19 protein-coding genes and 1 riboswitch are annotated in these 22,560 nt (G+C 39.6%); of the genes, 14 read left to right on the forward strand and 5 right to left on the reverse strand.

What is annotated here, in order from left to right; translation table 11 throughout:
* Window positions 1-58 precede the first annotated feature (58 nt).
* From HZB59_12020 to HZB59_12050, 7 genes are all read left to right on the forward strand, one after another.
* Window positions 59-1,336, forward strand: a complete 1,278-nt coding sequence (locus HZB59_12020; GenBank protein ID MBI5022153.1) for a citrate (Si)-synthase — start codon at window positions 59-61, stop codon at window positions 1,334-1,336.
* 96 nt (window positions 1,337-1,432) lie between these two features.
* Entirely contained in the window at window positions 1,433-1,864 is a 432-nt protein-coding gene (locus tag HZB59_12025; GenBank protein ID MBI5022154.1) for a hypothetical protein, read from the forward strand.
* A 195-nt stretch (window positions 1,865-2,059) separates the two neighbouring features.
* The gene (locus HZB59_12030; GenBank protein ID MBI5022155.1) at window positions 2,060-2,311 is read left to right on the forward strand and encodes a 4Fe-4S binding protein; all 252 of its coding nucleotides are present in this window, start codon (window positions 2,060-2,062) and stop codon (window positions 2,309-2,311) included.
* An 8-nt stretch (window positions 2,312-2,319) separates the two neighbouring features.
* Window positions 2,320-3,480: a 2-oxoacid:acceptor oxidoreductase subunit alpha gene (locus HZB59_12035; protein MBI5022156.1), complete on the forward strand. Its 1,161-nt coding sequence runs from the start codon at window positions 2,320-2,322 to the stop codon at window positions 3,478-3,480.
* Between the two features lie 3 nt (window positions 3,481-3,483).
* Entirely contained in the window at window positions 3,484-4,359 is an 876-nt protein-coding gene (locus HZB59_12040; protein MBI5022157.1) for a 2-oxoacid:ferredoxin oxidoreductase subunit beta, read from the forward strand.
* A gap of 10 nt (window positions 4,360-4,369) precedes the next feature.
* Complete coding sequence (locus HZB59_12045; protein MBI5022158.1) at window positions 4,370-4,924, forward strand: 2-oxoacid:acceptor oxidoreductase family protein; 555 nt, start codon at window positions 4,370-4,372, stop codon at window positions 4,922-4,924.
* 102 nt (window positions 4,925-5,026) lie between these two features.
* Entirely contained in the window at window positions 5,027-5,602 is a 576-nt protein-coding gene (locus HZB59_12050; protein ID MBI5022159.1) for a rubrerythrin family protein, read from the forward strand.
* A gap of 139 nt (window positions 5,603-5,741) precedes the next feature.
* Here the strand turns inward: HZB59_12050 and HZB59_12055 are convergent, their stop codons facing one another.
* Together HZB59_12055 and HZB59_12060 are read right to left on the reverse strand one after the other, a co-directional pair.
* Window positions 5,742-6,416, reverse strand: coding sequence for an OmpA family protein (locus HZB59_12055; protein MBI5022160.1), 675 nt, complete (start codon window positions 6,414-6,416; stop codon window positions 5,742-5,744).
* A 181-nt stretch (window positions 6,417-6,597) separates the two neighbouring features.
* Window positions 6,598-8,460 carry a T9SS type A sorting domain-containing protein gene (locus HZB59_12060; protein ID MBI5022161.1) on the reverse strand — a complete coding sequence of 621 codons (1,863 nt, stop codon included), beginning with the start codon at window positions 8,458-8,460 and terminating at the stop codon, window positions 6,598-6,600.
* A gap of 389 nt (window positions 8,461-8,849) precedes the next feature.
* Between HZB59_12060 and HZB59_12065 the strand changes: the two genes are divergently transcribed.
* The 6 genes from HZB59_12065 (at window position 8,850) to HZB59_12090 (ending at window position 17,506) form a co-directional block, all read left to right on the forward strand.
* A complete protein-coding gene (locus HZB59_12065; protein ID MBI5022162.1) occupies window positions 8,850-9,296 on the forward strand; it encodes a CBS domain-containing protein in 447 nt (148 codons plus the stop codon).
* Between the two features lie 31 nt (window positions 9,297-9,327).
* Complete coding sequence (locus HZB59_12070) at window positions 9,328-9,753, forward strand: RDD family protein (GenBank protein ID MBI5022163.1); 426 nt, start codon at window positions 9,328-9,330, stop codon at window positions 9,751-9,753.
* 35 nt (window positions 9,754-9,788) lie between these two features.
* Window positions 9,789-11,519 carry an AMP-binding protein gene (locus tag HZB59_12075; protein ID MBI5022164.1) on the forward strand — a complete coding sequence of 577 codons (1,731 nt, stop codon included), beginning with the start codon at window positions 9,789-9,791 and terminating at the stop codon, window positions 11,517-11,519.
* Between the two features lie 193 nt (window positions 11,520-11,712).
* A complete protein-coding gene (locus tag HZB59_12080) occupies window positions 11,713-12,996 on the forward strand; it encodes a T9SS type A sorting domain-containing protein (GenBank protein MBI5022165.1) in 1,284 nt (427 codons plus the stop codon).
* On the forward strand, window positions 12,996-16,073 hold the full coding sequence (locus tag HZB59_12085; GenBank protein ID MBI5022166.1) for a hypothetical protein: 3,078 nt from the start codon (window positions 12,996-12,998) through the stop codon (window positions 16,071-16,073). The genes HZB59_12080 and HZB59_12085 overlap by 1 nt, the downstream gene beginning before the upstream one ends.
* Window positions 16,074-16,135: 62 nt before the next feature.
* Window positions 16,136-17,506 (forward strand): cation diffusion facilitator family transporter, encoded by a 1,371-nt coding sequence (locus HZB59_12090; GenBank protein ID MBI5022167.1) that lies wholly within the window; start codon window positions 16,136-16,138, stop codon window positions 17,504-17,506.
* Here the strand turns inward: HZB59_12090 and HZB59_12095 are convergent.
* From HZB59_12095 to HZB59_12105, 3 genes are read right to left on the reverse strand one after another with little or no spacing between them, the layout of a single operon-like run.
* Window positions 17,488-18,918 (reverse strand): sodium:solute symporter family protein, encoded by a 1,431-nt coding sequence (locus HZB59_12095; GenBank protein MBI5022168.1) that lies wholly within the window; start codon window positions 18,916-18,918, stop codon window positions 17,488-17,490. The genes HZB59_12090 and HZB59_12095 overlap by 19 nt on opposite strands.
* A 26-nt stretch (window positions 18,919-18,944) precedes the next feature.
* Window positions 18,945-19,589, reverse strand: a complete 645-nt coding sequence (locus tag HZB59_12100) for a thiamine diphosphokinase (protein ID MBI5022169.1) — start codon at window positions 19,587-19,589, stop codon at window positions 18,945-18,947.
* Window positions 19,590-19,591: 2 nt separating this feature from the next.
* Window positions 19,592-21,853: a TonB-dependent receptor gene (locus HZB59_12105; protein ID MBI5022170.1), complete on the reverse strand. Its 2,262-nt coding sequence runs from the start codon at window positions 21,851-21,853 to the stop codon at window positions 19,592-19,594.
* A gap of 78 nt (window positions 21,854-21,931) precedes the next feature.
* A riboswitch (TPP riboswitch) is annotated at window positions 21,932-22,060 on the reverse strand.
* Between the two features lie 170 nt (window positions 22,061-22,230).
* Here HZB59_12105 and HZB59_12110 point away from each other — a divergent pair.
* The gene (locus HZB59_12110) at window positions 22,231-22,530 is read left to right on the forward strand and encodes an MscL family protein (GenBank protein MBI5022171.1); all 300 of its coding nucleotides are present in this window, start codon (window positions 22,231-22,233) and stop codon (window positions 22,528-22,530) included.
* Window positions 22,531-22,560 lie beyond the last annotated feature (30 nt).

Consider the following 22,560-nt stretch of genomic DNA (forward strand, 5'->3'; position numbering starts at 1 on the left):
AACTAAAATTAATTCTTAAGCAAAATTATTTTTCTCACAATTATAAAAGGAGATTAACATGGCTACATTAAAAGAGAAATTGGCTCAAATAATCCCTGGACTTCGCGAGGAAGTAAAAAATCTCGTGAAGGAACATGGAGCAAAGGTAATTTCTGAAGTAACCATCGAACAATTATACGGCGGACAACGCGGTGTAAAATGTTTAGTGTGCGATACTTCTGAAGTCCCACCCGATAAAGGATTAATCATTCGCGAAAAACCGATAGGCGAGTTGAGAGATAAATTACCCGAGGAAATATTTTATTTATTGTGCACCGGCGAATTACCCGATGAATCGGCTTTGAAAGCGCTTCAGTCAGATTTGGAAGCAAGACAAGATGTTCCCGCGTATGTATGGGATGTTTTAAAAGCTATGCCGAAAGATTCCCATCCGATGGTGATGTTTAACACCGCAATATTGGTGATGGAAAAAGAATCTGTCTTCCGGAAGAAGTACAACGAAGGAATGAAGAAAGATGTATACTGGGAACCGATGTTGGAAGATGCATTAAATCTGATCGCAAAATTGCCAAACGTTGCTGCCGGAATTTACCGCATGAGGTTTGGTAAAGGTGAACGCATTACTCCGAAAAAAGGTATCGATTGGTCAGCGAATTATGTTCACATGCTCGGTCTCGCTGATCCAAATGGCGAATTCACAAAATTAATGCAGCTCTATCTCACTCTGCACAGCGATCATGAAAGCGGAAATGTGAGTGCCGCAACTACAGCAACTGTCGCTTCTGCTCTCTCTGATTTATACTATGCAGTTTCAGCCGGATTGAACGGACTTGCTGGACCGTTGCACGGACTTGCAAATCAGGAATGTCTCGGTTGGGTTTTGGAAACGAATAAAAAATTCGGCGGTAAACCTACACCGGAACAATTGAGAAGTTATGCCCAGGAAACATTGAGTGCCGGAAGAGTTGTGCCGGGATACGGACATGCAGTATTGAGAATAACCGATCCGCGATTCGATGCATTCCTTGCCTTCGGCAAGAAATATTGCTCGGCAGATCCGGTATTCCAAACCGTATCCAATGTATTTGACGTTGTGCCGGATGTTCTGAAACAAGTTCAGAAAATCAAAGATCCTTGGCCCAATGTTGATGCAGGTTCAGGTGCGTTGTTGTACCATTATGGAATGACTGAATTCGATTATTACACTGTGTTATTCAGCGTTTCGCGTGCACTCGGAGTGTCAGCTCAGGCAATTATTTCAAGGGCGATGGGTTACCCGATTGTCAGACCGAAATCTGTAACTACAAAATGGGCTAAAGCACAAGCCACCAAATAATTATATTCATATCAATCTATGGGCTGTTAGGAATTTCCTGACAGCCCTTTTCTATTTGATTCAGCACATGTCTTAGTTTTTTTTATAAATGACTCTATGAATAATCGCAATGATATCTTATCACGTATTTTACTCATAAACGGTATTATTTTAATTTTACTATCATTGGTACATTTGCTAGAAACTCCGATAGTTAGTCAATGGCTAACCGGTCAATTGACAGAAGAATCGATTTCAAAAATTTCTCCAATCACTTTATTCAATCATATACTGATTGGAATGCTGCTGATTCCGTTTGGCATCAGCACAATGTTTTCGGCGGCAGGAATTCGTGTCGGTCAAAAATGGGCGCGTGCAATTGCATATACAAATTCAATCGTTATAATTATTGTCCCGCTCACCGTGTACGTTGTGATGGGATCATTTTACTTCGATAATTACCTGAGCATTATAGCAACTTCCATGATTACGATTGCAGGCCTTTCGATGTTATTATCGTTGATATGGTTGCGAGACGTTAATAATTAGATTACATCGACCTGGTATGATTTTCTCTTTTCTTTTCAATTCTAATAAAACAACACACAATTCTTTTCATGAATGAAACAGATTTTTGATTTTCACCTAATTTCTGAGTATTTTATCTAAATTAATTATTGGCGTACAATGTGATAGTATAATCCGAATTATCACCTCATCTTATTTAATCCCTGAAGGAATACGATGGTAGAAACACAACAGAAGAAAAAAGGACTTGGATCGGTAGTGATCAACGCTGAACGATGCAAGGGATGCGGATTTTGCGTGGAATTTTGTCCCACCGATGCTATGAAATTATCCGATCAATATAACGCGAAAGGTTACCACCCGCCTGTTCTTGTTAGTCCGGAAAAATGCAACGGATGCAACATGTGCGGTTTACAATGCCCCGATTTCGCAATCTACGGTTTTATGTTTAAGAAAAAACAAAAATAGGAGTTTACGTGAAAGCAGATCCAAAAGGAGTTTTAACCGGAGCGATCTTTCTCGATGGCGACCATGCTTGCGCCGAGGGCGCAATAGCGGCCGGCTGCAGATTCGTTGCCGGTTATCCGATTACACCATCGACTGAAGTTGTTGAGCGCATAGCCGATCGCTTCCCGCTCATCGGCGGAATGTTTATCCAAATGGAAGATGAAATCGCTTCCTCCATAGCAATACAAGGCGCAGTGTGGGGTGGGAAGAAAGCGATGACCGTTACATCCGGTCCCGGATTTTCATTGATGATGGAACATATAGGATTAGCGGCAATGACAGAAGTGCCGTGTGTTTTTGTCGATGTCCAGCGCGGCGGTCCTTCAACAGGACTACCAACACTGCCCGGTCAAGGAGACATGATGCAAGCTCGCTGGGGTTCGCATGGCGATTACGGTATAATCGCGCTCTGTCCAAATTCACCGCAGGAATGTTTCGATTTTACGATCAAAGCATTCAACCTTTCGGAGCAATATCGCGTTCCGGTATTGTTGATGATGGATGAGTGTGTTGGTCATATGACAGAACGTGTGATAATTCCTCCCGCAGATCAAATTGATTTATATCCGCGACGGTACTACGACGGACCGAGAGAAGATTTTCTCCTCTTCAAACCGGATAAAGATTTAGTCCCACCAATTGTTAAAGCGGGTGATGGATACAAAGTTCACGTTACCGGATTAACACACGATGAAAAAGGTTATCCCGCGATGACAGTTTCAGCACAGGAAAAATTAGTTCACCGTCTCATCGATAAGATTAAATTGAATGCCGATAAAATTGTGGAATACAAAGAAGATCAAGTCGAGGGTGCGGACGTAGTTGTGGTATCTTACGGCATAACATCTCGTGTTGCAATTCCAGCGATTGAGCAAGCGCGCTTAGAAGGAATGAAAGTCGGGCATCTCAGACTTATAGTCGCCTGGCCCTTCCCCGAAAAGCGAATTAAAGAACTTGCTGCGAAAGTGAAAGCTTTTGTTGTTCCCGAAATCAATTACGGACAGATGGTACATGAAGTGGAACGGCATGTTGCAGGTAAAGCACGTGTTGAACTTGTCGGTCACGGCGGCGGTGCGGTACATAATCCCAAAGATATTTATAATGTAATAAAAAATAGTGTGAAGGGTTGAGTGATGGCTGAAGATTTAATTGATGTAGATGAAAGTATGCCCACCAATACGGTGGAAGAATATTTGCGGATGGATCGTATGCCGCACATCTGGTGTCCCGGATGCGGTATTGGAACAACGGTAAATTGCTTCGCCCACGCGTTGGAACAAAGCAATTTGGATTTGCAGAAAGTTGCAATCGTTTCAGGTATCGGATGCACAGGTCGTGTAGCAGGATATATCAATTTAGATTCTTTCCACACCACCCACGGTCGGGCCATTCCATTCGCGACAGGTTTAAAGTTGGCAAATCCGGAATTGAAAGTTGTAGTATACAGCGGCGACGGCGATCTTACTGCCATCGGCGGTAATCATTTCATTCATGCCGCCCGCCGGAATGTTGATATGACAGTCATTCTCATCAACAATTTTATTTATGGAATGACAGGCGGTCAGGTTGCGCCGACAACACCTTTAACCGCGACAGCATCAACAACACCTCACGGAAATTTCGAAGATTCTTTTAATCTTCCATACCTTGCCGAATCGTGTGGAGCAGTTTACGTTGCAAGATGGACGGCATATCACGTCCGCCATACAACAAAAGCAATTAAGGAAGCTTTGGCTAAGAAAGGTTTCTCGTTTGTTGAGATCCTCGCGCCTTGTCCGACACTTTTCAGCAGGAGGAATAAATTGGGCGATGGTCTCGATCAGATGAAATATTTTAAAGAGCACAGCGAGATCAAGAATGATATCGACACAAAAACCGCTTCTTTAAGTTTCCAGGGAAAAATAACGGTGGGTAAATTTGTTGATAAAGAACGTCCGACATATCTTGACGCTATGAATGAATATTACGGAAAGAAATTCGGCGATAAATTCAAACCATATAACGGTTAAGGAATTAGAGATGGCACGAACAGAAATAAAAATAGGCGGATTCGGCGGACAGGGTGTAATCCTCAGCGGTTACATTATCGGCAGAGCCGCTTCCATTTTCGATACGAAACACGCAACGATGATACAGGCATTTGGTCCCGAAGCAAGAGGAAGCGCATGCAGTTCGCAGGTGATTGTTTCAAAAGACCCGATCGCTTATCCGTACATAACATCACCACAGATTATGATAGTTATGTCTCAAGAAGCATATACAAAATTTACACCGGAGCTTGCGCAAGGCGGAATCTTGATTACCGAAGAAGAGTTAGTTCAACCGCACAACCTCAGGAAAGACCTGAAACATTTTTCTATCCCGGCAACCCGGTTCGCGGAAGAACTTGGGAAGAAGATGGTGCTCAACATAGTAATGATGGGATTCACTACTGCCATCACCGGTCTCGTTGATGTTGATGCAATGAGGAAGGCGGTAACCGCATCTGTACCGAAAGGAACAGAGGAACTGAACCTCAACGCTTTCAACAAGGGATATGAATACGGAGTGAAAGAGAAAGCTAAATTGAATTAGAAAGAAATAATCATGATTAATTAATTATAATGCCATACTCTTAATTTAAGTATGGCATTTTTTATATTATTAAATATCAAGAAACAAAGAGGAGAATTCAGAATGAAAAGTTTAAAAGGATCAAGAACCGAAAAGAACTTGCTGGCGGCTTTCGCCGGAGAGTCGCAGGCGCGTAACCGCTACACTTATTTTGCCTCGCAAGCGAAGAAAGAAGGTTATGAACAAATAGCCGCTCAATTTTTTGAAACTGCCGATCATGAGAGAGAACATGCGAAGCGATTCTTCAAGTTTCTTGAAGGTGGAGAGGTTGAAATCACGGCTTCATATCCTGCCGGTAAAATAGGTACAACTGCAGAAAACCTGAAAGCTGCCGCCGATGGTGAGAACATGGAACACACAAAAATATATCCGGAGTTCGCAGCTATCGCCAAAGAAGAAGGTTTCCTTGAAGTTTCAGCCGCATTCCGTGCTATCGCGATGGTAGAAAAACATCATGAACAACGCTATCTTAAATTATTAAAGAGTATTGAAAATGGAACCGTGCGTAAACGCGAAAAAGTAGTTCGCTGGAAATGCCGGAACTGCGGTTACGTTCATGAAGGAAAAAATCCTCCTCAGAAATGTCCTGCATGTGAACATCCGGAAGAGTTTTTCGAGGTAATTGAGGATAGTTACTAAACACCAAGTATCAGATTAACGCAGAGTAAAATGATGGGAGGGAAGAACAGATATTAAAGTAGAAAAACCTTGCGAAGGTTTACAAAACTTCGCAAGGTTCAAATCCAGATGTCGGATGTACTATTTTATACCTACCGATTTAATATTTCAATTGTCCTTTTTCTGCCGCGTCTTTCAATTTTTCGTTTGCAAAAATTGCGACTTCAACACGACGATTCAGTCGTCTTCCTTCAACTGTTGTATTTGTAGATACAGGTTGATTTGGTCCGTATCCCGCAGTGGTGATTCTCGAACCGATTACATTCAATCCTTTAAGATAATTAGAAACAGATTCCGAGCGTTGATTTGAAAGAGTCATATTATGTTCAACAGTGCCGGTTGAATCGGTGTGACCCTCGATTAAAATGTTCGTGTCGTTATATTTATTTAAAATCTTTGCAAGATTGTCTAGGTTCTTTTTTGCTTCGGATTGAAGATCGGATTTGTTTATGTCGAATAAAATTCCCGAATCGAATGTAATTTTAATTCCTTCACCAACCCGTTCGACTTTTGCTCCTTCGATATCACGTTCCATTTCTTCCGCCTGCTTATCCATATATCTTCCGATCAACGCGCCAGCTGCACCGCCAATAACCGCTCCGATAATCGCGCCTGTTGCCGTGTGTCCCGATTGTTTTCCTATAATACCGCCCAGAATTCCACCTGCTGCCGCGCCTATCGCACCACCCTGTACAGTTTTACTTGCGCCGCATCCAAGAGATAAAATCGCCGGCATTAGAACAAGTATGATTGCTTTGCTCAATAATCTTTTCATAATTAATTTCCCTTTTGATAATTATTTTATTAGTTGTCAGAAAAAAGATAAATAATTAAGACGGAATAATCAAGCCCGCAATATTCAATTAAGGATATGAGAAAAGATTGCAGTTGAATGATTGATAAAAAAATGGCTCACTTTAGTAAGTGAGCCATTTTGACTGAGGTAAATTTTAAGATTATTTCAATAGAATCAATTTTTTCGTCTGGCTAAAATATGGTGTTTCCAGACGATAAAAATATACACCACTCGTTAACCTCGCAGCATTGAATTCTACATTTTTATATCCGGCATTTTGTTTACCTTCAATCAGCGTCGCAACTTCTTCTCCCAAAATGTTGAATACCTTTAATTTTATATATGTCTCGAATGGAAGGTCGAATTGAATTTTTGTATTCGGGTTAAATGGATTCGGATGGTTTTGTGCGAGCATGAATTCTTTCGGTATATCAAATTTATCTTCGATACCGAGATATGCCACATTGAATGAATTAACATCACTGAATTGACTCCAGCATCTCTGATTTTTTGCCTTGACCCGCCAGTAATAAGTTTTGTATGCTTCCAGCTCATTGTAAGTAAATTCATTTGAAGTAATTGTCGAATCAATATTAGAAGTATTAAATTCTGATGTTGTGTCAATTTCCAACCAATAATGAGTTACTTCCGGCGTTGCGGCTGTCCATTGAAAAGTAACGAATGATGTATCAACAACTGAACTGTTTGGAGGCGTAGTCAGACTTGGCGATGATGGAACACCGAGAATTCGGATACTTCCATAGAATAATGTGTCTGGTCCGTATGGCTGACTTGTTCGGGGTCCGGCTATTCCCACTATTTGTTTGCAATAATCGGTAAAATATCCTTGTCTCGCATCTGTTCTTATAATTAACCCACCCATATAATTTTTCAAATTATCGGGAGTAGGAATTGGATCTGACCAGTTGATCGCATCATTACTGAAAGTTGTATGGACATTCTGATTTTTTATTGTTAAAAACATTGTAAACAGTCCTGAGGAATTGCAATGCATCCTGAAGTAATAAATCGTATCGACTGGTGCAAGATTAATCGAAGCGATTTGAGCCGGTTGGAAATCTTTCATAACTTTTAATACCGGTACGCCCTGCGCATTGTTCTGGAGATAAGCGATGTAAGTATGTCCGGCAGGATCAATCAATGCATCAAACCTGTTCCAGGCAACTGCAACAGTATCTGTAATGTTTATCGGTGCCGACCATGTAGAGCCGTTATATCTGACGTAAAAAAGTCGTGTAAGATTTGTGGGATAGTATCGGCACATAACAAGAGTTACGTTTCCAAATTGGTCCGGTACAACTGCATAAGTATCGTAAATAAACCTATCTAAACCACCATCCGTAAATTGAACGATTGTTTTTATTGTTCCCCAAGTATTCGTGTTTGAATTTCTTACCCATTCCCATGCTGTTCCACCATTACTATACCATCCATAATAGTTTGCTATGAAATGAACATTATTACTTGAATCTACAAATAGTCCGGCAACCTTTGGTCCGTAGTTACTCGGATGGAGATAGACGAGTTCTGTAACCCAGCTACCTGTCTTGTTATTAACACAATAAGCATCCAACAAAAAGTAATTTGATCCACCTGTAATTCCTGTTGGATTTGCATAGTTGTAAAGACTATGGATCGTAAGTCCGATAAAAACTTTACCGGCTGTATCTACGGTTAATGCACAATTTTGTATATCACCTTCATGTCCGGTGATTATTTTTTCTTTACTCCAGCTAACACCGTTGTCGGTTGACTTAAAATAGAATAATTCATAATTATCCACGTAAGCCAGATGTTCTGTTCCGTTCGGTTCTTTGAAATAGGCATTGATAGTGTAGTGTCCAAAGGATGTTGCAGTACCCGTGCGGAATGTTTGGCCGACGTCCATCTGTGAGCCTTGGAAGATTAAACTATCGGGTAAACCGCTCTGAGCGAGCAGATCCGATTGAATCATCGAAATGGCAACGATGATTAAGAGGAATGATAGTAAAAAAATTTTCATAAAATATCTCCTTGATTTTGAAAAGCAATCGTTTAAAAAAATGAAATTACATTTATGATCGAATTCCCTAAATAATTTCTATTTTGTAAAGATAGTATTCAATTTTATAAATAATAATAAAATGAAAACACGATTACCGCGATGAAAATATTATGTTGTGTAGAACCCTCGGTTGATATGATGTTATCAACTCAAAGTTATGTTTTTAAAATTAAAAATCAAAATCTGACGATGCGGAAAATACAATAAAATCAAGATATATCATATATTTTTATCTGATATATAAAACCTAAAATATTAACTCATTTTTGGACATATTTGACAATGGGAAAATCTTTTCCTAACTTAGCCCAACAGATTATTTTTCATCAAATGGAAAGGTTGACCGGATGATAGCCAAAGATATATTGGATGTAAAAGGTAGAAAGATTTTCAGTATCCCGGAGGACACGAAGGTTTCAACTGCAGTTGAGGATCTTGTAACAAAAAGAATAGGATTATTAGTCATAAAAAATATAAACGGAGAAACAACGGGGGTTCTTTCGGAGCGGGATATATTACAGAAATGCGTTCAACACAAAAAAGATACAACCCAGATTGCGGTGAAAGAAATAATGACTGCGAAAGAAAGCATTGTTGCCGCCGCGGAAGAGGATGATATCAATCATTTAATGAATATCATGACAGAAAAAAGAATCCGGCACCTGCCAATATTCAAAGGTTCAGAAATGTCGGGAATAATTTCGATCGGCGATATAATTAAGAATATGGTGGAGATTAAAAATACTGAGATCAAATCATTAATCGATTATATATCGGGGAAATATCCGGGTTGATGATATCAGGATCGACAACTTAAGCTTTGATATGAAATACGCTACTGTTTATCTTCGGGCTTTGGCACAGGTATTAGATTACCTCTTTCTAAGTTTATTCTTCTTCCCTGTAACATATTTAATAAAAGGAAAATGGTTGATGTTCCCCGAGGATCATCTTTGGATAATATTCGATCCATTATGTGCAATATTTCTCATAACAATATTTTTGTATTTCATTATTTTAGAAAAACTAACCGGATATACAGTATGGAAGTTCATTCTCGGCTTAAAAGTTTCGTCAATTGAGGGTGGAACGATCAGCTACTGTCAGAGTTTCATTAGAAACTTAGGGAGGTTATTGGATGGTTTGCCTATGTTCAATATACTTGGGATAATAAGCATAATGAATTCTCCACTTAAGCAAAGGATAGGCGATAAATTAGCCAAGACTGTTGTTCATCAATTAGAAAAATGATCGATTTAATTTGATAAATATCGTTATGAGGGAATATGCATCAGCCCATAAAACTTAATGATGTGACAAAAATAAATTCCATCCAAGATATGGTTATCAAATCGTCGGGCGGGTTCGGAAACAATCTTGCCCTTGAAGATTTGCGACAAACGCCAATATCACGGCTTCGCTACAGTGAGTTATTATCAAATGTTTTAAAATTCGGTTCTGCCTTAAAAAAGTTGGGGTTAAAACGGCGAGATCATATCGCTATAGTCAGTGAAAATCGTGTCCAGTGGGCGCTTAGTTATTTAACCTGCATGTGCTTCGATTTTGTTGTTTGTCCCATCGATAGAAATCTTCCTACTAATGAAATATTAAATATACTTCACGAATCAGATTCAGTTGCGGTCATCTATTCTGATCAATTCGATGCGATCCTCTCAGAAGCCCGTCCTTCATTAAAACATTTGAAGTGGTATCTGAACATGGATTTAGCATCCCGCCACGATCATATATATTCGATGGCGGAATTGATCACCCATAGCGCCGCATGCAGAGTTGAGGAATTGCCGAAAATTGATCCCGCTGAAATGGCTGAAATTATTTTTACATCGGGAAGCTTAGGGAGAGCGAAGGGAGTAATGTTGAGCCAGAAAAATCTTGCGTCAAATCTAATGGCGATGGTGAGTGTTGTGCTTATAGATCAGACCGACAGATTTCTTTCGGTACTTCCTATGCATCACAGTTACGAGTGTACCTGCGGTTTACTTTGTCCGCTTTACACAGGCGCATCTGTTCATTATGCTCAATCGTTGAAAACTGTTGTAGAAGATTTGCAGTCATCTCATGCTACAATCCTTCTCGGTGTTCCGCTTTTATATGAAAAGATGTTCAAGCGCATACACAAAGGTATTCAGGAAGATAAAATGAAGTCGTTGATTGTTCCGCCTCTGATTCGAGCGACCAATCTTTTATCAAAGTTAGGGTGGAAAGCATCGAAGCGCATTGTCTTTCGTGAGCTTCACGAACGATTCGGCGGATCAATCCGTCTATTTATTACCGGCGGAGCTGCGTCGAATCCGACAGTTGCACGAGGTTTGAAAGCTTTTGGTTTTAATATGATTCAAGGTTACGGTTTAACCGAGACCTCACCGATACTCGCATTGAATCCTGTGCAGATTCATAAAGACAACGCGGCAGGAATTCCATTGCCCGGTGTCGATATAAAAATTAACAATCCCGATCATCTTGGAGTTGGAGAAATCTGGGCGAAGGGACCTAGCATAATGCTTGGATATTACAAGAATGAAAAAGCCACACGTGATGTTATGGAAGATTCGTGGTTCAAGACAGGCGATCTTGGATATATGGATGATGACGGATTTTTACATATCGCTGGCCGACTTAAAAACGTAATCATCTCGAAACGCGGAGAAAATGTTTATCCCGAAGAATTAGAAGATTTGCTTTTACGCAGTCCTTTTATTCAGGAGTGCATGGTATACGGCGAGAAAGATCCGAAGCATGGTGAGGTAATTGCTGTGCAGATACTCCCAGATGCTGAAGCATTCATAGCACTCGCGGAAACGGAAAATGTAAAGATCACTGATGAATTGATGCGTGAAACGCTGAATAAAGAAGTGGCTAAGATAAACAAACAGGTTTCACAATTTAAGCAGATCACAAAGATTTATATCCGCGAGCGCGAGTTCGAGAAAACTACAACTCAAAAAGTAAAAAGGTATCTTGTTTCTAAGAATGAAACTGTTCCGAGAGAATTATAAGTCAAGTATGGCATAAAATCGGTAGTTACATTCCTGCCAATTAATCTCAATTATAATTGAAAATAATTCAATTTTTTTAATGACCTATTTCTTAAAAATATTGTTCATAATTTTTTTAATTTTCTTTTTTGATCACGCTCAAGGACAATCGGATAATCTTGAAATAATTCATAAAAATATTCCTGAATCTTCTATGAAGGTTCAACTCCCGATTAAAATAATGCCTTTGGGTAACTCGATCACGCAATTAGACTGGCAGGGTGGATATCGAAGATTGTTAAAGGATTCACTTGTGCTAGGAGGATTCAGCACAGATTTTGTCGGCTCCAATGATTATGGACAGGCAAACTGGGACAATCCCGATTATGAACATGAGGGTTATAATTCTGCAACGATAACGAGAGAAGCGGGCAGAGTATATCCACAGATCGAAACCGCAGCCGAAAGAATGGCAACCTACCAACCCGAAATAGTTATTATCGAGCTTGGAACCAACGACCTGCATTCAGGCGGACGTACACCTGCAATGTTCCGCGATGACATGCGAATGTTGCTTGATACAATCTGGAGCGTAAATCCGGGCATCAAGATAGTTTTGAACACAATAACACCTCCCGATACAATCGGTCATTCTAATTTCGTTCCGTTATGGTTCAATGTAATCGCAGCCAACGCACTTTTTCCCGCCTTAGTTTCTGAAAAAGTTGTGCAAGGTAGGACAATTGTACTGGCTGATGTTTACGCTGCTTTTATGCCGCCGGAAAGTGTAAAGGCATATATCCTAGACGGTATTCATCCTTCGTACGATGGATGGGATGGACATCCGGTGGGCGGATACAGAAGAATGGCAAAAGCAATTTATCCAAGTGTAAAAGCATTGATCGACGGGTTACCAATATTGCCGTTCGCTCCAATTCTATTATCGCCTCTGAATGCTTCGACGAATCACGACACGATCCTGAGTTTGAGCTGGAGTTCATCGAATAATGCGAACAAATACAGATTACAGTTGTCAACAGATTCCGGTTTTATTTCGATTGTACATGATGATACGACGATCCCAACAATATCGAAACAAGTCAATGGTTTGAATGATCAAAAATATTATTGGCGCGTAAAAGCCGGAAATTCTGCAGGATGGGGTGAGTGGTCCGGGACATGGAGTTTCATGTACCTTAATCCTGTGTCCGTCAGTTTTTTTGATGATCTTCCCGGACAATTTATTTTGTACAATAATTATCCGAATCCGTTCAATCCGGAAACAAATATCGAATATCGAATATCAGACAACGGATTTGTAACGTTGAACATTTTTAATATGGTAGGTCAGGAGGTAGCCGTTTTGGTAAAAGAAGTGCAACAGCCGGGTTCATACAGAGTGAACTGGGATGCAAGGTGTTTACCGAGCGGAGTTTATTATTGTCGGTTGATTGCAGGTAGATATTTATCAGCGATAAATTTATTATTATTGAAATAATGAGATTGATCTTTTTGATATTTATAACGGCAACGGCATGTATTCCTCAGCCAGGGTTCAAACGGGCTCCTATTACCGCTGATGAAATGATGATTGAAGTATCTCAAGGATCGTCGCGTGAAGTTGCTTATACTAACAAGCAGGCAGGAGTTTATTATACAGAAACAAACGGAGTCCACCGCTCCGGCTGGCAGGGATGGCGTGTGATGTCGACAGAAATAATGGAAAATTATTCCATCGGCATCGATGGAATAATTTTAAAACCTGTCGATGCAGATGCCGAAGCATATCCTCATCAGCTTGTGAGAAAATATCCGGATGATATAACGGAAACGTTTACACTTTTAGATTCAATTGACGCATTCGTCGTCGAACTTGATAGATTAGATGGAAAAGAATTATCAATCAATCCATACTTCACCAATTCTTTTGATCCTAATGATTTTGAGATCGTTTTTGAGGAGGATGTCCTTCTCATCGCGAATAAAAAACATCTCATCAGAACTCAAAATGAGAATTACCCGGTGTGGATTGGAATATCAGTTGTGCCGGGTGATAAACTTAATTCTATACGTTCATCCGATACTCTCAATACGACATTTTCTCCAGTGAATTGTCAATTGTCAATTGGCAATTGTCAATTGAAAATTATTTTCATAGCAGGTGATACCAAATCCCAAACCATTTCACTCGCAAAACATGTTGCACAAAATTATCCGTCGCTAATCGAAAAGCGCAAGAAACGGATGGAAGATTTACTTAACTATTCTTATGTCCGTACCGATAACAAACGGTTTGATAAGGCGCTTTACTGGGCGAAGATATCGATGGATGCCTTGATTATGAACCAGCGTGGAAAAGGCATCTTTGCCGGATTGCCTTGGTTCGATAATTATTGGGGGAGAGATTCGTTTATCTCGTTGGCAGGTGCGACACTTGTTACCGGAAATTTCAAAGATGCTAAAGAAATTCTCAAATCATTCGCCGCATGGCAGGATACAAATCCGAACAGTACAAACTACGGACGCATACCTAATCTTGTTACAACAAATTCTATTTCGTACAACACTGCAGATGGAACGCCACGTTTTGTTATTACCCTTAATGATTATGTGATGTATTCGGGTGATACTGTTTTCGTACGAGAAATGTATCCTGTTGTAAAACGTTCGATTGAAGGAACTATAAAATATCACATGGATTCCCTCGGTTTTCTTACACATGGCGATGCTGAAACATGGATGGATGCTGTTGGACCTGATGGTGCTTGGAGTCCGAGAGGGAATAGGGCGAATGATGTTCAAATGTTATGGTATGATCAGCTTAAAATTGGGATTTATTATGCTTATATAGCCCTTGATACGATTAACAAAAATTACTGGTATGATTTGGAATTGAAGTTAAGTAAAAACTTTTCGAAATATTATTTTAGTAAAAATGATAGTCTCATATTTGATCATCTTAATGTGGATGGAACTCCTGATACGCAACTTCGTCCAAACCAACTTTTTGTTTTAGATAAATATATATACGATGGAGCAACGGGTGCTAAAATATTTCAAACCATAACAAGTGAATTGGTTTACCCTTATGGCGTTGCGTCACTATCTCAGAAAGACAGTAATTTCCATCCATATCATCATTATGAGCCATTCTATGTTCAGGATGCAGCTTACCATAACGGAATAGTTTGGACTTGGTTGGCGGGGAAATGGATCGATGCGGCAATCAAGTACCGGCATCCAGATTTGGCTTATGTGGTTACAGAGAATATGGTCAATCAAATTTTAGATCAAGGCGCAATCGGTACTTTGTCGGAATTAATCGATGCCGCACCCAGAAGCGGTGAGAAAATTCCAAGGTTATCCGGCACTTACTCGCAAGCTTGGAGCTTAGCAGAGTTTATCAGGAATTTTTACCAATCATACTTAGGAATAAATATTAGTTCATCAGAAAATCTAATTAAGATATTACCGCAAATTCCTCAAGCAATTTCAAAAATCGATTATGTTCTACCGCTTGCAAATTCAAAATTATATTTTCATGTCGATCAGTTATCCAATCAATATAATTTATCTGTCTATTCCGATTCAAATTCTCCTCGTAACGAAATATCTGTCGAATGGTTAAAAAAAGATGAGAGCGGATGCCACACCAGGTTTAAATTGAATTCAAACGGTTACATGAAATTCGAAATGGATGATGATCATGCCGAAATAATCGATTCTCAAAATGTATTTTTTTTCTCAATGGGTAAATATCATTCGCAGATGTCATTAAAGCCATATCCAAAACAAATGAAATTATGGTATCAAGATTATACTTATTTTGACGATATAAAATTAGAATTAGCTACACCAAAAATCGATTCTAATCTAAAATGCCTCCAACCTCCATCTCATCGTCTCCTTTCAAATTCCGAAATCAAACAATCAAATATGCAAGCAAAGGTTATGTATGATGTAAGTGATCCGGAAGGGGATGATAACGGAGGTGGTGCATACATTTATCCGCAGACCGTAAACCTCAAATCAGGAAGTCTTGACATAACCCACTTCACCGTCTCAAAAGATAATAAGAATGTGTTCTTCAAACTACAATTCAAAAATCTCTCCAACCCCGGATGGCATCCTGAATACGGATTTCAATTAACCTATACAGCGATTGCCATTGATAAAAATGTAAGCAACGGAGAAACAAATGTTGGCATGAATTCGAACTATAAATTTACTGATGGGTTTAAATTTCAAAATATAATTTATATTGGTGGAGGAATTCGTATTATGAACGACAGCGGAAAAACTCTTGCAGAATATTTACCAGTAGCTGGAGATGAGAAAAATCCGTTAGGCAATGCAAACGCGAAGTTAATTGAATTTTCCATACCAATTGATTTAATCGGTGCACCGGATAATTCATGGCGATATGCTGTTCTTGTCGGTGCGCAGGATGATCACGGTGGTGCCGGTATCGGTGAATTCAGGTCTGTGGGTCCGGTTGCTCAGGAATGGGTAGGAGGTGGACAGAAGAATCCAGCCGATCCAAATATTTATGATTTGATTTTACCTTCAGAATAAATCAATACAACCATACTCGAACATTCTGCAAATTTCAAATAATTCTTGTATATTCATAACTAATGGAACAGCATAAGATTGATGAAAAAAAGCGTGTAGCTTTAATTTCCGTTTTCGGTGCTTTATTGATAACGGGCATGAAGCTCATTGTTGGCATTCAAACAAATAGTTTAGGGATACTTTCCGAGGCGGCACACTCAGGGCTCGATTTAATCGCCGCAGTGATTACATATTTTGCGGTCAGGATTGCAGATAAACCTGCAGATGAAAAACATCAATACGGCCACGGAAAGATAGAGAATGTATCTGCATTTGTGGAGACATTATTGTTAGTATTGACCTGCTCGTGGATTATTTATGAAGCTATCAGGCGGTTGATTACCGGAACAACCGAGGTTGAAGTAAATATCTGGGGATTTGGTGTGGTTCTTTTTGCAATAATTGTAGATATAAGTCGTGCAAGAGCGTTGAGTAAAGTAGCAAAGAAATACAATAGTCAAGCTCTTGAGGCGGATGCTTTGCATTTTTCAAGCGATGTGTGGTCATCGCTGGTTGTAATTGCCGGACTCTTTTTTGTATCGGTGGGTTATGTTTGGATGGATGCATTAGCGGCAATCATGGTTGCAATTTTGGTTTTATTCGTGAGCTACAGATTGGGAAGACGCACTGTTGATGCATTGATGGATAGAGTTCCTGATGGAGTAACGGATGAAATTACAAGTATTATAAAAAATGTTTCGGGAGTTGAAAAAATTCAAAATACTCGTTTAAGAACTTCAGGCGGAAAATTATTTATAGATGCTACGGTGGCGATACGACGAACAACACCGTTTATGCTTGCCCACGGAATAATGGATCGTATCGAAAAAGCAATACACGAAAAACACGGCGATGCCGATGTCGTAGTTCATGCCGAACCATTTGAGAGTGGTGATGAAACGATTTCTGATAAAGTAAGGATGATAGTTGTTGGCAGGGGAATGCGTGTTCCGCATAATTTAGAGGTGCACCACAATAACGGAAGATATCAGGTAGATTTCGACATTGAGCATCAAAAAGGGAAAACCTTCGTTGAGGCCCACGAACTGACTTCAGAAATTGAAAAGGAGATTATCCAAAAACTTCCGGCGATTGATAAGGTGACAATCCACATGGAAGAATTCGATACAGATCATAACGAAATCATTGTTGAATCTGCCGCGCATCTTGAGGATAAAGTTCGTTCTTTAGTCTCAGCCGAAAAACGAATACTTAAATGTTCCGATGTGAATATCATAAAGATAGGTGAGAAATATAATTTATCGCTCACTTGTCAATTTGATAAAACAAAGACGCTGGATGAGGTTCATCTGATAATATCAGAATTAGAAACTATCCTCTATACGAAGCTGAAAGAATTCCGCCGAATAACAATTCATGCGGAACCGTTATGAAGTAGATTAAATCGTCCGCTGATCCAAAAAATTACACTCACCAAGAGCCCCGGATACATCGGTTCAATGCCAAACGCGTAGTTGCCTGCGTTGCCATCCAAGTGTCCTGAAATCAACCAACCAATAGAAGTCGACCAACCTAAAAGCATTGAGAGAAAGGCATACTTTACCTCAATTTTAAATTTATCAAAATAACTTGCAATCAGCGGGACAAGTAATCCGGGAATCACCACCGTTCCAATAGTGTACCAGATCTTGATAACACTTGGAATCAGAAGAGCGATTACAACGGAGAGGAAAAACGAAACGATTAAACCAACTTTGATCAAGATAGTTGCATTGTTCGATGTGAGATGTTGGATGTTCGATGTGTGCTTGTTCCCAATGAGCAGTCTGCCAAAGATGTCTCTCCCGAGTGTTTGTGCTGAGACGAACGCCAGTGTGTTTAATGTTGACATGATTGTAGCAAGCATACCAACATAAAATAATCCTTTTGCAATTGGTGGAAGCACCGCTTCGGCGAGCATAGGGTACGCCATTATCGGTTCAGGGAGATTAGGCAAAGCGGCGCGTGCATATAATCCAGCCGTTGCTGTCATAAAGTCGAACACTAACCAAAAGATAATTGAGACGAGAATTCCTTTCTGAGCAGTTGCACCATCTTTCGCGGCATAACAACGTTGGTGAAATGCCGGATCGACCAATGTCCAGAGTGCTATGAAGAACCAGACCATAATAAATTGTGCAGAGTTTCCACCGCTCCATTCAAGATGTAACGGAGGAAGATTTGTTTGCAGAAATTCCATACCGCCGAACTTTAAGAAACTAAATGGTAAAATAACAGCAAAGCCAGTAAACATCAGAATAAATTCTAAGATATCTGTTTGTACATCTGCTTGAAACCCACCCCAATAAAGATACGAGATTGCTACGATTGCAACGACAATCATACTGATAATCAAACTCCATCCGAAAATCATTTGAATTAAAACACCGAGCATTAAAATATATGGTGCGGGTGTCATCAATATGAATGTCAGTAATGAACCGAGTATGGCTGTTTTTTTGTCGTATGCCAGCTCGAGCTTATCGGGGATGGAGTATAAATTTGTCGCGCGGATTTTCTTTGCAAGAAAGAACGCAAAGATCGCGGCGAAGATGTAATATGGAACTCCCTGAACAACCCAGTTTGAAATGCCGTAACGGTACGAAAATTCTCCAACGCCTAATATTCCGCCGTACCATGTCGATACCAACGTCATTACGAAGACAGGTAGGGTTAATGATCTCCCAGCGAGGAGGAAGTCATCATCGCTGCCGCTGACCTTTCTTGCCGCCCGAAATCCGACATAAAGTACGGCAAGAAAATAAAGAATGATTATTATTATATCGGATAATGCGAAATGTATCATCGAGAGTAAAATGTGATAAGATTATTTTATCGGCTGTGAATATGCCATGCCTCGCCATGAAAGCGATACAATAAAAGTGTGCCTGTGTCGACATGGATAGTAACGTTTTCAGAAACTGCTTCGTTGCTTATTCCATCCCGGACACCAAGCTCAAGTGTTTCGTTGTTTAAGATATATTTTAAATTGTTTGTTGAAATGCCAGTGCATTTATCGAGAGGAATGAGAGATAACTTCTCTCCTTTGTGCATATCAAGATGGACTTCATTTCGAATGAGAGTTAATTCTCCTTCCGAATCAATCATTCGAATGTGAATTTGTGTGCCGAATTTTTTAAAGCATCCCAAACTGCCGGTTGTATGATCGATTCGGGTTCCAAGAGCTCCGACAATATCGATTGAAGTGATTGCATGATCGATGCAATATTTAATCGCTTTTTCAAGGTCAGTTGAATTTTGATCATCAATCTGAATCTGTTCTACATCGTGATAAAATGTTTGGGTTGATGGTAATATTGAATCAAGGTCACCGATAATCACCGAAGGTTTAACTCCCAATTCACGCGCATGATTTGCACCGCCGTCGGCACAAATTATTGTTGATGCGAATTTTGCCAATCCTCTCACGAAATCGGGATTTGGGACAGTTCCATTTGCAATGATAAGTGCATGCATGATTAAAATGTCGAAGAAATTCCTAAAATATAATTACGTTCAGCAGCAGGGAAAAATGAATTTCCTTCGCCGCTCATGAAATAAAGTCGATTGAATATATTCCTTACTTCACCGCGAAGCAATAACTCCATTCCGAAAATGTCGGATACTTTATACAAAAACTCGGTATTGAAAATTGTGTATGGATCATTTTTATTTTCTTCGTTTTTAAAATTATCAGTGTAGAATGGACCGACATATTTTGCTGTTAGTGATGATGTTAACTCATCTAATTTGTAAGATAGTCTTAGGTTCGCCAGCAAATCCGGGAATCCGGCAAGTGGATTTCCGTCCAACGAAGTTGAAAGTCCATTCTCAATGACTATATATCTAATAAGTTGATTTCGGGAGTATGACAAATTACCGCTTAAAGTTGCCTGGTGTAGAAACTGCCAACGTCCTTCAATCTCAAGTCCGACGTGGCGCGATCTTCCTGCGTTGCCGGTAACCGGCTGACCAAAAATATCTACCTGTCCGTTTTTCACAAGCTCATCCGTAAATTCCATCCAGAAGATATTCGCGCTCAATTTCGTAATCGGTGTATTATAACCGAATCCAAATTCAATATCAAGAAGTCTTTCAGGTTTTGCCAATGGCGATTTGAAATCATACTTAACAAAACCGCCTGTGGTATCTGACTTGAATTGAGGCGCGGCACCGAAATATGAATCTTCAGCCGCGTACAGATTGCGAAGTCGTGGTTCTCTGGATGTGTATCCTAAAGAGATGTAACTATTCCAATCTGTATTGATGTTGTAATTTATACCAATTCTTGGGTTTGCGAAAAAATATGAAATGCTGAAATCATTACCAATGAATTTTTCGTTATTGATACCGTATCGATTTCTTACGAATTGAATATCAGCCATTACCGATATATCGTCCGACGGTTTATACAACTCATGAAGACAAAAAGATAAAATATCTTTCTCTCCATGATATTCATAAAAGTGGTAATCAGGATCGATGTTAGCAGGAAGGTTTTCGGCGAATTGAATTTTTCCCCAATGAACTGAGCGGTGAAAACGAAGTTCGGCTCCAAGTGTGAGAGAACCATTATTGTGATCGATTTCCAAACGTGGTAACCAGCCGCCTTGCCGATTCCCGACGAATGCACGTACAAGAGCATTGGTTGGATTTTGCGAAGTGGGAATTCCGTAATTAGATCCCAAACGAAGCATAGAAGTGTCTGCCCACGATGCATCGTAATCGAAGAAGCCATCTCCGGTGTAATAGAAAAAAGTGTTAGCCAGCGTTAGCTCGGAAGTAATTTTCCAATCGTTCATCAATTCATAATGCGGCTGAGAGAAATTTTCGATTTCCTGCTTTCTGCGTTGAGAATAGTAATTGTAACTTGTTCCGGTCGAGTCAACTTCCCAATAAGACAAATTTTGTAATCGAAGTTTTGTATCGTTGTTGACGAATTTGGGAAGTCCTGTGTAAACAAGTCCATCTGATATAGGACCTCCAAAGATATGAAATCGCGTTGTCATATTCTTGTCGAGTCGTATTCCGCCGATGAAGTATGAATTCAAATCTATCCATGAATTATCCCTGTAACCTGTGCTTTGTATCTTTCCTAATTTAGTGTAGAAAAGATATTTCCCGTCTATAAGTCCTGAATTGATGGAGATATTAAATTTTTTTGTTGAAAGAACCGGTGAATAATTTCTATCTCCATATTCCTGAAATCCGAGAATCGATTCGAAAGTGATCGCGGGTGATTGATTAAATGGGTTAGTCACTAGATTAACTGAACCGCCGATGGCAGGCGGTCCGTAAAAAGCGCTGCCGGATCCACGCTGTATTTGAATATCGCCGGTACTTGCCATCAAATCCGGAAAATCTATCCAGTAAACATTATGATCTTCAGGATCATTTTGCGGTATTCCATTTATCATCACAGAAATTCTACGCTGATCGAAACCGCGCAGCTTAATGTAATTATATCCGATCCCGTTACCGTTTTCAGAATAATATGTGACCGAAGGAAGCTCGGAGAGTAAAGCAGGGATATCTTGGATAGAATATCTTTCCGAAATTTGTTGTTGTGAGATATTGGAAAATGTTGCGGGAGTTTCTCTCTCAGTTGCGTAGGTGGGATAAACAACAACAGGGGAGAAGTAATATGTTGTGTCCGGTTCTTCCTGTGTTATGACCTGCGCATCGCAGCGAGTGAAAATTAGATAGATAATAATTACAGTAAGAAATAAAAATGTTTTCATGACTTGATCTTAAAATTTAATATAAATAAAAATGCCATTTTGCTGATTCTGTAGATGATAGAATTCAGAAAAATGGCACAAATATATTTTCCGTTTTCCTACGCTGGCATCATCCAGATCAGGTTCCTGCCTGCGCTGCACTTCGACAGGCAAGCTTAGGGTTTGCTCTCAGTCCTGTTTTCTCTCAGGACACCCCTAACGGATACATCACAATATACAGCATTAATGCTGGGAATGCAAATATTTGGATAAAATAGCAGTTATTTTCAGATTGAAATAAAATATTTAAAAAGGGAATTGATTTTAATACTTCAATGTTATATATTATCGCAAACAATCATATCTAATATTCAAAATATAATTTAAAGGGATATTTTATGTTAAAAGAATTTATGGAATTTTTGAAGCAATACGGTGTAATCGGATTAGCTATCGCCGTTATCATCGGTGGTAAACTTAATGCTCTGATTGGCGCAACCGTTGATGGAATATTGATGCCTATTATAACTTTTTTTATTCCCGGTGGTGCTTGGAGAACAGCTACGCTTGATATCGGTCCGTTTCATTTTCTATTTGGACCCTTTATTGGCGCAGCGATAGACTTTTTAGTTGTGGCATGGATTGTTTTTTACTTCGCAAAAAAAGTTCTGAAAGAAGAAAAAGTAACAAAAAAATAATCCCTAATAATATTATAAAAATTTTTTAGA

The sequence above is a fragment of the Ignavibacteriales bacterium genome (assembly GCA_016214905.1).
In the GTDB taxonomy this organism is placed as follows: domain Bacteria; phylum Bacteroidota; class Ignavibacteria; order UBA10030; family SZUA-254; genus PNNN01.

Bases quoted from the DNA above. Each gene is read 5' to 3' on its own strand.
- HZB59_12095 (MBI5022168.1), bottom strand. From the start codon at position 18,918: ATGATACATTTCGCATTATCCGATATAATAATAATCATTCTTTATTTT.
- HZB59_12100 (MBI5022169.1), bottom strand. From the start codon at position 19,589: ATGCATGCACTTATCATTGCAAATGGAACTGTCCCAAATCCCGATTTC.
- HZB59_12105 (MBI5022170.1), bottom strand. From the start codon at position 21,853: ATGAAAACATTTTTATTTCTTACTGTAATTATTATCTATCTAATTTTC.
- HZB59_12040 (MBI5022157.1), top strand. From the start codon at position 3,484: ATGGCTGAAGATTTAATTGATGTAGATGAAAGTATGCCCACCAATACG.
- HZB59_12020 (MBI5022153.1), top strand. From the start codon at position 59: ATGGCTACATTAAAAGAGAAATTGGCTCAAATAATCCCTGGACTTCGC.
- HZB59_12060 (MBI5022161.1), bottom strand. From the start codon at position 8,460: ATGAAAATTTTTTTACTATCATTCCTCTTAATCATCGTTGCCATTTCG.
- HZB59_12045 (MBI5022158.1), top strand. From the start codon at position 4,370: ATGGCACGAACAGAAATAAAAATAGGCGGATTCGGCGGACAGGGTGTA.
- HZB59_12065 (MBI5022162.1), top strand. From the start codon at position 8,850: ATGATAGCCAAAGATATATTGGATGTAAAAGGTAGAAAGATTTTCAGT.
- HZB59_12070 (MBI5022163.1), top strand. From the start codon at position 9,328: ATGAAATACGCTACTGTTTATCTTCGGGCTTTGGCACAGGTATTAGAT.
- HZB59_12110 (MBI5022171.1), top strand. From the start codon at position 22,231: ATGTTAAAAGAATTTATGGAATTTTTGAAGCAATACGGTGTAATCGGA.
- HZB59_12080 (MBI5022165.1), top strand. From the start codon at position 11,713: ATGAAGGTTCAACTCCCGATTAAAATAATGCCTTTGGGTAACTCGATC.
- HZB59_12025 (MBI5022154.1), top strand. From the start codon at position 1,433: ATGAATAATCGCAATGATATCTTATCACGTATTTTACTCATAAACGGT.
- HZB59_12090 (MBI5022167.1), top strand. From the start codon at position 16,136: ATGGAACAGCATAAGATTGATGAAAAAAAGCGTGTAGCTTTAATTTCC.
- HZB59_12085 (MBI5022166.1), top strand. From the start codon at position 12,996: ATGAGATTGATCTTTTTGATATTTATAACGGCAACGGCATGTATTCCT.
- HZB59_12050 (MBI5022159.1), top strand. From the start codon at position 5,027: ATGAAAAGTTTAAAAGGATCAAGAACCGAAAAGAACTTGCTGGCGGCT.
- HZB59_12055 (MBI5022160.1), bottom strand. From the start codon at position 6,416: ATGAAAAGATTATTGAGCAAAGCAATCATACTTGTTCTAATGCCGGCG.
- HZB59_12075 (MBI5022164.1), top strand. From the start codon at position 9,789: ATGCATCAGCCCATAAAACTTAATGATGTGACAAAAATAAATTCCATC.
- HZB59_12030 (MBI5022155.1), top strand. From the start codon at position 2,060: ATGGTAGAAACACAACAGAAGAAAAAAGGACTTGGATCGGTAGTGATC.